This is a genomic window from Mesorhizobium opportunistum WSM2075 (genome assembly GCF_000176035.2).
GTDB lineage: Bacteria > Pseudomonadota > Alphaproteobacteria > Rhizobiales > Rhizobiaceae > Mesorhizobium > Mesorhizobium opportunistum.
This window is the reverse complement of record NC_015675.1, coordinates 423,529-436,081: the sequence shown is the minus strand read 5'-3', so window position 1 is coordinate 436,081 and position 12,553 is coordinate 423,529. Positions and strand designations below refer to the sequence as shown.

14 protein-coding genes are annotated in these 12,553 nt (G+C 62.9%); 6 read left to right on the top strand and 8 right to left on the bottom strand.

The features are described from left to right. Positions 1-78 precede the first annotated feature (78 nt). The 5 genes from MESOP_RS01970 to MESOP_RS01950 all read right to left on the bottom strand — a co-directional run bounded on the left by MESOP_RS01970 (position 79) and on the right by MESOP_RS01950 (position 4,035). Entirely contained in the window at positions 79-375 is a 297-nt protein-coding gene (locus MESOP_RS01970; RefSeq protein ID WP_013891641.1) for an HPr family phosphocarrier protein, read from the bottom strand. Beyond that, positions 372-773: a PTS sugar transporter subunit IIA gene (locus MESOP_RS01965; RefSeq protein ID WP_013891640.1), complete on the bottom strand. Its 402-nt coding sequence runs from the start codon at positions 771-773 to the stop codon at positions 372-374. Before MESOP_RS01965 ends, MESOP_RS01970 begins: the two co-directional genes overlap by 4 nt. A gap of 164 nt (positions 774-937) precedes the next feature. Beyond that, positions 938-1,402, bottom strand: a complete 465-nt coding sequence (locus MESOP_RS01960) for an HPr kinase/phosphorylase (RefSeq protein WP_013891639.1) — start codon at positions 1,400-1,402, stop codon at positions 938-940. Continuing rightward, positions 1,399-3,183, bottom strand: coding sequence for a sensor histidine kinase (locus MESOP_RS01955; RefSeq protein WP_013891638.1), 1,785 nt, complete (start codon positions 3,181-3,183; stop codon positions 1,399-1,401). The genes MESOP_RS01960 and MESOP_RS01955 overlap by 4 nt, the downstream gene beginning before the upstream one ends. 150 nt (positions 3,184-3,333) lie before the next feature. Further along, a complete protein-coding gene (locus tag MESOP_RS01950; RefSeq protein WP_010912942.1) occupies positions 3,334-4,035 on the bottom strand; it encodes a response regulator transcription factor in 702 nt (233 codons plus the stop codon). Positions 4,036-4,378: 343 nt separating this feature from the next. Between MESOP_RS01950 and MESOP_RS01945 the strand changes: the two genes are divergently transcribed. From MESOP_RS01945 to MESOP_RS01920, 6 genes are all read left to right on the top strand, one after another. Continuing rightward, positions 4,379-5,989 carry a phosphoenolpyruvate carboxykinase gene (locus MESOP_RS01945; RefSeq protein ID WP_013891637.1) on the top strand — a complete coding sequence of 537 codons (1,611 nt, stop codon included), beginning with the start codon at positions 4,379-4,381 and terminating at the stop codon, positions 5,987-5,989. A 259-nt stretch (positions 5,990-6,248) separates the two neighbouring features. Beyond that, positions 6,249-6,785: a dihydrofolate reductase family protein gene (locus MESOP_RS01940; protein WP_013891636.1), complete on the top strand. Its 537-nt coding sequence runs from the start codon at positions 6,249-6,251 to the stop codon at positions 6,783-6,785. Continuing rightward, the gene (locus MESOP_RS01935; RefSeq protein WP_013891635.1) at positions 6,782-7,366 is read left to right on the top strand and encodes a TetR/AcrR family transcriptional regulator; all 585 of its coding nucleotides are present in this window, start codon (positions 6,782-6,784) and stop codon (positions 7,364-7,366) included. Before MESOP_RS01940 ends, MESOP_RS01935 begins: the two co-directional genes overlap by 4 nt. A 155-nt stretch (positions 7,367-7,521) precedes the next feature. After that, positions 7,522-7,959, top strand: a complete 438-nt coding sequence (arfB, locus tag MESOP_RS01930; protein ID WP_013891634.1) for an alternative ribosome rescue aminoacyl-tRNA hydrolase ArfB — start codon at positions 7,522-7,524, stop codon at positions 7,957-7,959. A 91-nt stretch (positions 7,960-8,050) separates the two neighbouring features. Then, complete coding sequence (gene lysM / locus MESOP_RS01925; protein ID WP_013891633.1) at positions 8,051-8,515, top strand: peptidoglycan-binding protein LysM; 465 nt, start codon at positions 8,051-8,053, stop codon at positions 8,513-8,515. Between the two features lie 420 nt (positions 8,516-8,935). Next, positions 8,936-9,565 (top strand): alpha-ketoglutarate-dependent dioxygenase AlkB family protein, encoded by a 630-nt coding sequence (locus MESOP_RS01920; protein ID WP_013891632.1) that lies wholly within the window; start codon positions 8,936-8,938, stop codon positions 9,563-9,565. Positions 9,566-9,637: 72 nt separating this feature from the next. Here MESOP_RS01920 and MESOP_RS01915 read toward each other — a convergent pair whose 3' ends face one another. From MESOP_RS01915 to MESOP_RS01905, 3 genes are read right to left on the bottom strand one after another with little or no spacing between them, the layout of a single operon-like run. Beyond that, positions 9,638-11,110, bottom strand: a complete 1,473-nt coding sequence (locus MESOP_RS01915; protein WP_013891631.1) for a nucleotidyltransferase family protein — start codon at positions 11,108-11,110, stop codon at positions 9,638-9,640. Then, positions 11,110-11,802 (bottom strand): glycosyltransferase family 2 protein, encoded by a 693-nt coding sequence (locus MESOP_RS01910; RefSeq protein ID WP_245265043.1) that lies wholly within the window; start codon positions 11,800-11,802, stop codon positions 11,110-11,112. Before MESOP_RS01910 ends, MESOP_RS01915 begins: the two co-directional genes overlap by 1 nt. Then, complete coding sequence (locus MESOP_RS01905; RefSeq protein WP_041163969.1) at positions 11,787-12,539, bottom strand: glycosyltransferase family 2 protein; 753 nt, start codon at positions 12,537-12,539, stop codon at positions 11,787-11,789. The genes MESOP_RS01910 and MESOP_RS01905 overlap by 16 nt, the downstream gene beginning before the upstream one ends. Between the last annotated feature and the right edge of the window lie 14 nt (positions 12,540-12,553).

The following is a 12,553-nucleotide window of genomic DNA, read 5'->3' as shown; positions in this document are numbered from 1 at the left end:
GCGCCAAGACGACAATGGGATATAAAGAAATCTTTATCCCTGCATGTCCCTAGAGGCTGCTTAGGCTGGGCCTTCGGGTCAGCTTTCCTCGCCGAAGCGGGAGGCGACGAGCTGCTCCAGCGCGTCCATGACCTCAAGCGCTTCCGGGCCGCTGGCGGTGACGCGGATCGAGTATCCAGGACTGGCCGCAAGCATCATCAGGCCCATGATCGACGTGCCGCCGACCTTGACGCCGTCCTTCTCGACATGGACGGAGGCGTCGAAACCGCTGGCGAGCTGGACGAACTTCGCCGAGGCGCGCGCATGCAGGCCGCGCTGGTTGACGATCGGAAACTCCCGGACAATCTGGTCTTTTTCCGGGGATAGTGCGTTCATTTGCTGCTCAGAAGCTGGCTGGCGACGTTGATGTATTTGCGGCCGGCGGCCTGCGCCTCGTCGAGCGCTGCGGCCATGTTGTCGCCCTTGCGGATCGATGACAGCTTGATCAGCATCGGCAGGTTCATGCCGGCGATCACTTCGGTGCGGCCGGACTCCATCACCGAGATGGCAAGGTTCGACGGCGTGCCGCCGAACATGTCGGTCAGCACGATCACGCCCGCCCCCGTGTCGACGCGGGCCACGGCGTCGATGATGTCGCGGCGACGCTGCTCCATATCGTCGTCGGCACCGATCGCCACGGTTTCGAAATTGTCTTGTGGCCCGACGACATGTTCGACGGCATGTCTGAACTCGGTGGCCAGTTGACCGTGCGTTACAAGCACGAGTCCGATCATTCTTTGGTGGCTCCCGTCATCGCCGCTTCACAGGCGCATTTTATGCTCGCCAGCCATTCCAGGCGGCGGGAGCGCTATCTTGTCGACGCGAGGCCCGTTGACAAGCCCAAAATTGCGCCGGCCCATGCCATTTTGACGCATTGCAGCAAAAAACCGGGGGTGGATCATAGAAAAGGCATGATCGACAGCCGCGCCATCACGGCCGGCAAGGCAGCCTGGACATTGCGCTCGGCAAGATCGATCCGCGGTACCGCGCAGCCGGCGATGTCGTCGCTGGCGTCCTCCTGGAAGCGGGCGATTTCACCAGCCGGCAGCAGGCGCACATGCAGGTCGACGACGCAGGCAGGTTCGAACGCCAGCGGCCGCGGCCCAAGTCCCGGCACCTCGGCGAGACCTTCTATGGTGGCGGGCGCGCGGCACACCAGCCGCCCCGCATGCGCCTCGGCGAAAAGCTGATCGTCGCCGATGAGCCGTGAGAACAGGCCGCGCTGGCGGCAATGGTCGACCAGCGCCAGCGCCAGCGTCGTCTTGCCCGAACCCGAAGTCCCGCTGACGAGAATGCCGCGCTCGCCGATCAGCAAGCCCGTAGCGTGAATGTTTTCAGGCCGCACGACTGGACCAGCAATCACGCATCGGCCGGCAGCGTCACGACGAAGCGCGCGCCCTTGATCTCGCCGGGCTTGGTGCCGGGGATGTTTTCGGCGGTCAGCGTGCCGCCATGGGCCTCGACGATCTGCCTGGAGATCGACAGGCCAAGGCCCGAATTCTGGCCAAACGCCTCGCCGGCCGGCCGGTCGGTGTAGAAGCGTTCGAAGATGCGGTCGATGTTGTCGGCGCGGATGCCGGGACCGTTGTCGTCGATGGTGAGGATGTTGAACTTGCCGGCACGCGCCAGCGACAGGCTGATATGGCCATGGTCCTCGGGAACGAAGGAGCGGGCGTTTTCGATCAGATTGGTGATGACCTGGCCGATGCGCAGATCGTGGCCGACGACGAAATAGCCTTTGACGCCTTGCGGCAGCTTGGCGACCTTGAACTCGATCTCGACGGCCTTCTTGTTGCGCGTTGCCTCGCGCGACACGGCGACGAGGTCGGTGATGAATTTCTTCAGGTCCACCGTTCCGGCGTCTTCGCGCGCGAGCTCGGCGTCGAGACGCGAGGCGTCGGAAATGTCGGTGATGAGCCGGTCCAGCCGCCTGACGTCATGCTGGATGATCTCCATCAGCCGGCTGCGCGAATTGTCGTTCTTGGCCAGCGGCAAGGTTTCCACCGCGCTGCGCAGCGAGGTCAGCGGGTTCTTCAATTCATGTGAAACATCGGCGGCGAAGCTCTCGATCGCCTCGATGCGCGCATAGAGCGCGTTGGTCATGTCGCGCACGGCGATCGACAGATTGCCGATCTCGTCCTGGCGGTCGGAGAAATCCGGGATCTCCTCGCGGCTCTTGACGCCGCGCCTGACCCGCACCGCCGCGGCAGACAGCCGGCGTAGCGGGTTGGCGATGGTGGAAGCCAAAAGCATCGACAGGATGGCGGTGACCAGAGCCGCGATGCCGAACACGCGCAGGATCGCCTTGCGCTCCGCGGCGACGATCTTGTCGATGTCGCCGCCTTCGGTCGACAGCATCAGCACGCCTAGGACGGCGCGGAAGCGCTGGATCGGCACCGCCACCGAAACGATCTGCTCACCCTGTTCCGAGACGCGCACGATGGTCGACGGGCTGCCGGTCAGCGCCTTGACCACTTCCGGGAAGGCAGCGCCATTGCCGCCCGGCTGCTCGCGATAGACCGGCAGGTCGGTGTTGCGGAAGAAGTCGAAGATGAACTTCTGGATGCGCTCGACAAGGTCGGGCTCCTCCTCCTCGACCGGCGGCAGGTCGTAGCGCAGGATCTGGCCGCGCGAATAGAGATGGCGCGAATCGAGCAGCAAATTGGCGTCGCGGTCATAGATGCGGGCCCGCGTCCGCGTCGGCGAGATCAGCCGCCGCAGCACCGGCGCGACACGCTCCGGATTGATCGGAAAGTCCAGATTGTCGAGCTGGTCCGAACCAGGCCCGAGGCTCTCGCCGGCCTGCAGCTCAAGCAGCTTTTCCGGGTCGATGCTGATCGAATCGGTCTCGACCGTCGCCGACGCCGCGATCGCGCCGGCGATGATCTCGCCCTGCGTCATCAGGCTTTCGACGCGGGCGTCGATCAGCCCGTCGCGGAAAGTGTTGAGGTAGAGGATGCCGGTGACCAGAACAGCCAGTCCGGCAAGGTTGAGGAACAGGATGCGTCGCGTCAGGCTGGAAAAGATGTGGTGGCCGAGGAAGCGGCGCATCGGCACCGTGATCTTCGAAACGAAGGACGGCATGATGCGCGACGGCCGCCTGGCGGCGCCCGTCGGCCTGCTTCGCTGTGCTTCCACTGCCATCGAATAGCAGCTCCCGCCTAATTAGTGAGTAGTGAGCAGGCAGTAGGGAATAGAGAAGTGGTTGAGATCGTGGCCATGTGTGAGTGGCCGCTCGCACCATTCAAAAACGGACTACTGACTATTCCCTACTGCCTACTGCCTACTGCCTATTCACGCCTCGCGGAACCGGTATCCGACTCCGTAAAGGGTTTCGATCATCTCGAAGTCGTCGTCGACAGCCTTGAACTTCTTGCGCAGCCGCTTGATGTGGCTGTCGATCGTACGGTCATCGACATAGACCTGTTCATCATAGGCCGAATCCATCAGCGCATCACGGCTTTTTACCACACCGGGGCGCTGCGCCAGCGAATGCAGGATCAGGAATTCGGTGACGGTGAGCGTCACCGGCTCGCCCTTCCAGGTGCAGGTGTGGCGTTCCTGGTCCATGACGAGTTGGCCGCGCTCGAGCGAACGGGCCTGCTGGCTGGGCGCTTTTGCCGCGGCCTCGCGGGCGCTGGCTCGGCGCAGGACGGCCCGTACCCGCTCGACCAGCAGGCGCTGCGAGAACGGTTTGCGGATGAAGTCGTCGGCGCCCATCTTGAGGCCGAACAATTCGTCGATCTCGTCGTCCTTGGAGGTCAGGAAGATCACCGGCAGGTCGGACTTCTGGCGCATTCGGCGCAGAAGCTCCATGCCGTCCATGCGCGGCATCTTGATGTCGAGGATGGCAAGATTCGGCGGGCGCGCCGCCAGGCCTTCCAGCGCGGACGCACCATCCGTATAGGTCTCGACGCGATATCCCTCGGATTCGAGGGCGATCGACACCGACGTCAGAATGTTGCGGTCGTCATCGACAAGCGCGATTGTTGCCATTTCAAGCGGCTCCCTCATGAGCTGTCCCTTCTTTAGTAGAGAAGGGGCTTTTGCAGGACAAATTAGGTACAAAATGTGGCATAGGCCTTGTCCGCTGTCACGCGCGGGGTGCCGCCGGCCACAATCCAACCTCGACATGGATTGGACGAACGAACATCGCCAATCCTTTGGGCAACCGTGAAACTTTTCGCATATATAAACGATTTAAACAACTTTCAAAATATTTAAATCGATTAATGATTTGATATCATTTGGCTTTTCTGGTTCTGACCATATTAGCCTGCGTAGTGGGCATGCCGGAAATGCGCCGGCAAAGATGCGGAAAATCTAAGAAGGGACACCCATGTCGGAAGTCGGCACACGCAATCCTGCTTGCGCGATCGATCGTATCGGCCTGAAAACCTCTGGCGTGGTGCGCTACAATTTCGGTGCGGCTGCCCTTTATGAGGAATCGATCCGGCGCAATGAGGCCCGGCTGACCGCGCATGGCGCGCTGGTCGCCGAGACCGGCCAGCACACAGGCCGTTCTCCCAAGGACAAGTTCGTGGTCCGCGACGCTGCCACCGAGCCGCATGTTTGGTGGGACAACAACAGGGCGATCTCGCCAGCCCAGTTCGAAACGCTGCTCGCCGATTTCCGCGCCCACGCCGCGGACAAGGATCTTTATGTACAGGACCTGGTCGGCGGCGCCGATGCCGAGCTGAAGCTGCCCACCAGGGTGATCACCGAATTCGCCTGGCACTCGCTGTTCATCCGCAATCTTCTGATCCGTCCGGGCAAGGCGGAACTCGAGCAGTTCCTGCCCGAGATGACGATTATCGACCTGCCGTCCTTCCGCGCCGATCCCGCCCGCCACGGCAGCCGCACCGAAACGGTGATCGCCGTCGACCTGACCCGCAAGATCGTGCTGATCGGCGGCACCTCCTATGCCGGCGAGATGAAGAAGTCGGTGTTCACCATGCTCAACTATCTGTTGCCGGAAAAAGGCGTGATGCCGATGCACTGCTCGGCCAATGAAGGTGCCGGCGGCGACGCCGCCATCTTCTTCGGCCTGTCGGGCACCGGCAAGACCACGTTGTCGGCCGATCCGTCGCGCACGCTGATCGGCGACGACGAGCATGGCTGGGGGCCGCACGGCATCTTCAATTTCGAAGGCGGCTGCTACGCCAAGACGATCAAGCTGTCGGCCGAAGCCGAGCCGGAGATCTTCGCCACCACGCAGCGCTTCGGCACCGTGCTGGAAAATGTCATCCTCGACGCCGATGGCGCGCCGGATTTCAACGACGGCCGGCTGACCGAGAACACGCGCTGCGCCTACCCGCTCGACTTCATACCCAATGCCTCGAAGACCGGGCGCGCCAGCCATCCCAAGAACATCATCATGCTGACCGCCGACGCTTTCGGCGTGATGCCGCCGATCGCGCGGCTGACGCCGGCGCAGGCGATGTATCACTTCCTGTCCGGCTACACCGCCAAGGTGGCCGGAACCGAAAAGGGCGTCACCGAGCCCGAGGCGACGTTCTCGACCTGCTTCGGTGCGCCGTTCATGCCGCGCCATCCGTCGGAATACGGCAATCTGCTGCGCGAGCTCATCGCCCTTCACGGCGCCGATTGCTGGCTGGTCAACACCGGCTGGACCGGCGGCGCCTACGGCACCGGCAAGCGCATGCCGATCAAGGCGACGCGCGCGCTGCTTGCCGCCGCTCTCGATGGCTCGTTGAAGGCAACCGAATTCCGCACCGACGCCAATTTCGGCTTCGAGGTGCCGGTGACCGTGCCTGGCGTCGACAGCGCCATTCTCGATCCGCGCTCGACGTGGGCCGACAAGGCTGGCTATGACCGGCAGGCAGCAAGGCTGGTCGGCATGTTCGCCGTCAACTTCGAGAAATTCGAAAGCCATGTCGATGCCGTCGTACTGGGTGCGGCACCCCGTATGCAGGAAGCGGCGGAATAATCGTCCAATCGCTTGGCATCCCAAGCCGTTGGCACATTGCCAGCACCATTGAAGGTCCGGTTTCGATCGCCAGCCCTTAACTGAAATGTGGACGTCATTTTGAGGCTTTCGCGGAACCCCATAAGTCGCAAGGCTTTATGGGGTTTTCTCTTACTGGAAAAATCTGAAACAGGCGAAAATCCAACTCTATCCAGTCGCTGCGGATTGACGTCCGCGGCTTCCTCGATAATTATACGGCGTATAATTATCGAGGTGTGGGATGATCAAAGGTCATGTATTCATTGCAACCAGCCTTGACGGATTCATCGCCAGGGACGACGGCGAAATCGAATGGCTGCTCGAACGCGACGATCCGTCTGAAAACCACGGCATGGACGATTTCATTGAAAAGGTCGACGCAGTCATCATGGGGCGCGGCACTTTCGAAGCCGTCCGAGACGTGAGGCCCTGGTTTTATAGGCGTCCGGTTCTTGTTCTCTCAGCCACGCTCGCGGATCAGCCGGTTCCTGATGAGCTTGAAGGCAGAGTCCGTTTTTCTGGAAAGTCCCCTGAGCAGGCAATGACGATGCTGGAGGCCGAGGGATGCCGCCACGTCTATGTAGACGGTGGGCTGGTTATCCAGTCCTTCCTGCAACTAGGTTTGATCGACGACATGACAATCACGCGGGTGCCGATCCTGCTCGGTAGCGGCCGCTCCTTGTTCGGTCCGACAGCATCGGACATTTGCCTGATCCACGAAGAGACCCGATCGTTTCCTTCTGGGCTCGTTCAATCGCGTTATCGGTTGGCAGCGTGACCGCACGGCAGCGCGGACGACCACCCCGTGATCAGGTAGGCGTCACCCCCGGGGCGATGCTTTCCACGGCACTTGAGATTCTGGACGGTGAAGGTGCCGAAGCGCTGACCATGCGTGCCCTGGCCAAGAGGTCGGGGATCAATCCGATGACCATCTACCACCACTTTGGCGATCGAGACGGGCTGATCAGGGCGCTGTCGGAAAGGGTCTATGCGGGTGTCGCCGCTCCACAGAAAGGAAGTGCTCGAACGCGGCTGGAGGAGCTCTTGCAGTCCTATCAATCGCAGGTGGTGCAACACCCCGGCCTGACGCTCACTATTTTCAGCAGACCATCCGTCTTTCCCGATCAAGCGAAGCGCATCACCGAAGACCTGAGGACACTGCTACGCGAACTTGGCCTACCGCCGTCGCGATCACAGCTATGGGTGAGCATTCTCGTCGACTTCACGCATGGCGCAGCGCTCGCCACCGCTATGAGTCGGCGATCCGAAAATGAGGACGGCCAAAAAACGAGTATCGGGGACAAGGAATATGCGAGCGCCTTGGCTGAACTGTTGGATAGTCTCGACAGATCAAACTGATCAGGCCCGGCTTGCCTGCTCCACGACGCTTCCCAACATCTCAAGCAATCGTCGCAAAGTGGACGCATGTCCCAGCTTTGCGACCACATTTTGGTTAGGGGGCTGGGTTTCGATCGGGCCTTTTCTTTTTCGGCCCGCCGCGCCATGACTGCGGCATGCCGATCGACGACGACATCATCATATCCGGCGAAGCCGTGATCCATCCGGGCGACCTGCACGAGGATTTCATCCGCTCGTCGGGTCCCGGCGGCCAGAACGTCAACAAGGTGGCCACGGCGGTGCAGCTGCGCTTCGATGCGCAAAACGCCGCGGGCCTGTCGGAACGCGTGCGGGCCCGCACCATCAAACTTGCCGGCCAGCGCGCCACCAAGGACGGCGTCATCGTCATCGAGGCCGGACGCTTCCGCACCCAGGAACAGAACCGCGCCGATGCGCGCGCAAGGCTGACCGCACTGGTCGCCAAGGCCGCCGAGCCGCCACCGCCGCCACGCAAGAAGACGCGGCCCTCGAAAGGCGCGGTGGAACGGCGGCTGAAGAGCAAGGCCGGTCGCGGCACGATCAAGAAGCTGCGCGGCCGGGTAGAGAACGATTAAGCACCGCGAAAGCTGCAGGGCGCGGGCGGCTTCCAATTCTGGGTTGCAGGTGGCAAGCTGCGGTCACCCACCACAGCAACGGAGACCAACGATGGGCATGTTCGATTTCGTCAAGAGCGTCGGCAAGAAACTGGGCATCGGCGGCGACGACGAAACCGCACCCACGGCCGACACCCTCAAAAAGGAACTCGATTCGCACAAGCTCGGCACCGATGGCGTGCAAGTCGTCGTTCAAGGCGATACGGCGGTGCTGAAAGGCGTCGTCAAGGACCAGTCGATCTTCGAAAAGGCGGTCATCGCCGTCGGCAACACGCTGGGCGTCTCCAAGGTGCAGGCCGACGAGCTGCAGGTCGCACCGGACGCCGGCAAGTCGGCCGCCCCCGCCAAGGAGCCGACCTTCTACACCGTGCAGAAGGGCGACAACCTCTGGAAGATCGCCGAGAAAAGCTACGGCAAGGGCCAGGGCGCCAAGAACACCGTCATCTTCGAGGCCAACAAGCCGATGCTGACCCATCCCGACAAGATCTACCCGGGCCAGGTCCTGCGCATCCCCTGACGCGACCACCAGGTCGCGCCGTTTCGAGACGGCGAAATCAAGCGCCGCGTACATGACCGGCGGCAAGCAGCGCCGACAGGCACGTCGTGGCGACAAGCCCGCCGTGATACCAGGCCCGGTCGCGAGAACCCCCCTTAAATCCCTGATGAAACGCCACTTTGATATGCCTCATTCCACTGTTCGCAGCAGGCGGTCACTTCCGCCGCCCGCATTCGAATTGTTGTCTGAAACACTCAAGTTCAAATGTTGACTATTGGAGTCATGTTTCCTAGTCAACCGTCGGCGCTACAAATCGGCAGATGAATTCGACGCCAGTTCCCCGGCATGTGGCCTGCCGGCCGATCGGCGGCTTTCGGGTCGCCGTTTGCGTTCGATAGTGGCATGTTGGGGCGACGAACCATCGCCATGCGAGGCAATCCCATGCTCGTCCTGCCCAAGGGCGTCCGCCATATGCCGGCCTATCTGCCGCGCGCCGCCCAGGAGGCGCTGGTCGAGGATGTGAGAAGCATCGTCCAGCAGGCTCCGCTGTTCGTGCCGGCGATGCCGCGCACCGGCAAGGAGATGAGCGTGCGGATGACCAATTGCGGCCCGCTTGGCTGGGTCACCGACAAGGAACGAGGCTATCGCTACCAGCCGACGCATCCGGTGACCGGGATGCCGTGGCCTCCTTTCCCTGACCGTCTGCTCGACCTGTGGCGGCAGGTCTCCGGCTATCGGCATCCGCCGGAAGCCTGCCTGATCAATTTCTACACGGCCGAAGCGAAGATGGGCCTGCACCAGGACCGCGACGAGGTGGATTTCTCGGCGCCGGTCGTCTCCGTTTCGCTGGGCGACGATTGCCTGTTCAGGGTCGGCCAGACGACGCGTGACGGCGGCACCAAATCCTTCAGGTTGAAGAGCGGCGACGTTGTCGTGCTCGGCGGCGAGGGCCGTCTCGCCTTCCACGGCGTCGACCGCATCTACCCGTCGACCTCGGCACTGCTGAAAAACGGTGGGCGGATCAATTTGACATTGCGGCGGGTGACCAAGCCGGACGAGGGTGCCGCATGAGCCATACTGGAGGGGCTTCTGCCGCGGGACATCCTCGTTACCATGGAGCCAGGTGACGGCGCAGCGTTTCTGTCAGCGCAGCGGCGAAAATGTCGCCGAGATCAGCTGGAACGGCAGCGCGCCATAGGTGGCGACGGTCTCCGCATCGTCCCACCGGCGAAATTGCCGGGAGGGTCGCGCCTCCAGCGTCATGGCCTGCCGTTCGCCGTCAAGCGTCACCTTGCCGCGAAAACGCAGAACCCTTTCTCCACCGGATCGGCTGATGGCCATGGCGCGCAGGCGCGCGACATGGTCGTCATCGGCATTGATCTCCATCTCGATGCGGCGCCGGACCGGTGGCACACTGATCCTGACGGTGATGTCCAGCATCATGTCCCCCGCCGTTCGCGGACAGGGTATGGCCTGGGAGAACGCCGGTGGCGACGATGCATTCAGCGGTTCGGGGCGGCCCGGCTTGCTCCGCCAGGCCTTGGCGGGCGGTTCCTGCCGCAGGCGGCCGCTCTTGCGGCGCAGCCGCAATTGCTTGGCAAGGCCGCGCGACAGCCAGACCAGCCTGCCGAAATCGGTTCGTGGCTTGGCCTGCAGCACGCCGGACCAGCGCGAGGGGCCGGCGCTGTCGGCCATCTCCAGCACATGGGCCAGCACCCTGTCCGGCGCCGCCACGCCAATTTCAAGCGCGAGGTAGGAGAGCGCCACCGCCGCGGCAACGGCAAGGCCGCGCCTGGCCACGAGATCGAGGAACACGTCCCAATCGACATCGCCGCCGCGAATGGCCACGGTGCAATCGACCAGCCAGTCGCTGTGCGTGTGGGCGTCGAGCCCGCCATGCGCGATGGCAAGCGCGATCCGGTCGGCGGGCGACGGCACCAGCACGCCGACGCCGCTGAAAATGGCGGTATCCGCCCGTCGCCAGATGGCGATGTCGTCTTCATCGCTTTGCTGCGAACCGTCATAGGCAAGCTGGTGCAGGTCGATGTCGCCAAAATTGCCCTTGAAGAAGTTCATCGAGCGCAGCGAGGCCAGTCTTGTCCTCAGATATTGCGGGCTGACGCCGGTGGCGATCTGCCACTCGCGGTCGCGCAGCACGTCGAAGGCTGTTTGCATGTCCTGCGGCCGCACCAGTATGTCGATGTCGTGCGCCACCCGGCCGCGCTGCGCCGCCGCGTCGAGGGCAATTCGGCTGGCGCCCTTGATGAGCATCACCATGCATCCGGCATCCGCCATCGCCTTCAGTGCCGGTTCGGCTTCGCGCATCGCCATCCGCGACTTGGTCCACAGCATCTTCTGCAGGCCCACGAGCCGTGGGAAGGCGGCATGGCCAGCCAATTTCCTGCCGAATCGGTCCGAAATGGCGGCCAGCAGCCGGTGTTCGCGGAAGGAGACGAGATCGATGTCGTTCGCGGCCAACCAGTGCATCGCGCATTGGCTTGCCGCTTCCTCGTCATCGAGCAGTGCCGCCTTGAGCAACTGGTCGAGACCCCCGGTCGGCCAGGACCAGCCATAGTCGGGAAACCGGCGGGTGATGCGGCGGACAGCCTTGGCCATCAGCCGCCACCCGCTCTGCCTTGTGCGCGCCTTTTCATGGCCAGCCTTGCGACTTCGAGATAGCCGCGATCGCGCGCCGGGTCGCGTCCATAGGAGAGGCTGCCGGGCCTGATGCGGCGCAAGGCCAGCACGTCGTCGAGCATGGCAAGGACAAAGCCTGCCTCGCGAACCCGGGCGATCCAGTCGATCATCTCGCCGCGGCCGCCTTGTGGGTCGACAATGGGGCCGACGGCCGTCACCGCCTCCTGGCGGATCATCATCGTCGTGCGCGACCAGCCTGCCACGCTGGTCGTCTCGGGCAAATCGGGCCTGTCGCCGCGAAATGTCCGCCAGTGCGCAAAGACGCCCGCTGTTCCGGGATCACGGTCGAGGCAGGCCAGCTGTTTTTCGATCTTGTCCGGCAGCCACAGATCGTCGGCGTCGAGCGTCGCGACGAACGGGGTCGAGAGCGCGTCAAAACCCCTGGTGGTGGCGCTTCCGGGGCCTGCATTCTCTTGCCGCAGCACCGTCACCGGCAGGTTCATCGCCTCGATCACGGCAACCGTATCGTCGGTCGAACCGTCATCGACCACGACGATGGCTTCCGCCTTGATCGTCTGGGCCAGAACGGAGTCCAGCGCCGCGCCGATGGTTGCGGCCGCGTTGAATGCCGGAATGACGACGCCGTAGCCCGCCATTACAGGAACCGCCACTGCGCGAGATCCTTGAAGTCGAATATCCCCTCGACCCGACGCAAGCCGGGGTCTGCCTTGCGGCGCTTCATCGACTTGTGGATGGCGCGCATGAACTCGCGAAAGGGCACATCGGCTTCCTTGGTCATGTTGCCGGGATGACGCCTGTAATAGAGAGCCACCGTATCGGGCATAATGTATTTTGCCTGGCTCTCGAAGATGCGCAACAGATAGTCGGTGTCCTCCGCCTGCCTGAAGTCCTCGTCGAAGCCGCCGGTGCGCTCGATGAGGTCCCGTGCAAAAATCCCGGCTGACAGGTGGATCCCCCGCACAGTGATGGCGTGGCTGTCGGCGGCCGGCTCCAGCGTCTCGCCATCGATCTTGTCGACCAGCGTCATGCGCGAATAGGTCAGGTCGAGGCCAGGATCCTCTTCGAAGCAGGCGATATCCGCCGCGAAGCGCCCTATCGGCGAGATGTCGTCGGAATCGAGAAACGATACCAGCCGCGTCTGCGCCAGCAATTGTTTCAGCCCGGCATTGCGCGCCCTGGTGACCCCGCCATTGGCCTGCTGGAAAAGACGTATGCACGGCGCCTGGTCCACCAATGACCGCACGACGGCCGCCGTGCCGTCGGTCGACCCATCGTCGATGACGATAATGTCGAGATCGACGTTTTCGCGTTGCCTGAGCAGCGAGCGCAGCGCGAGGCCAACGAACTGTTCGCGATTGTGGACCGGCATGATCACGCTCAGCTTCATGTGTCGCCCCGGAT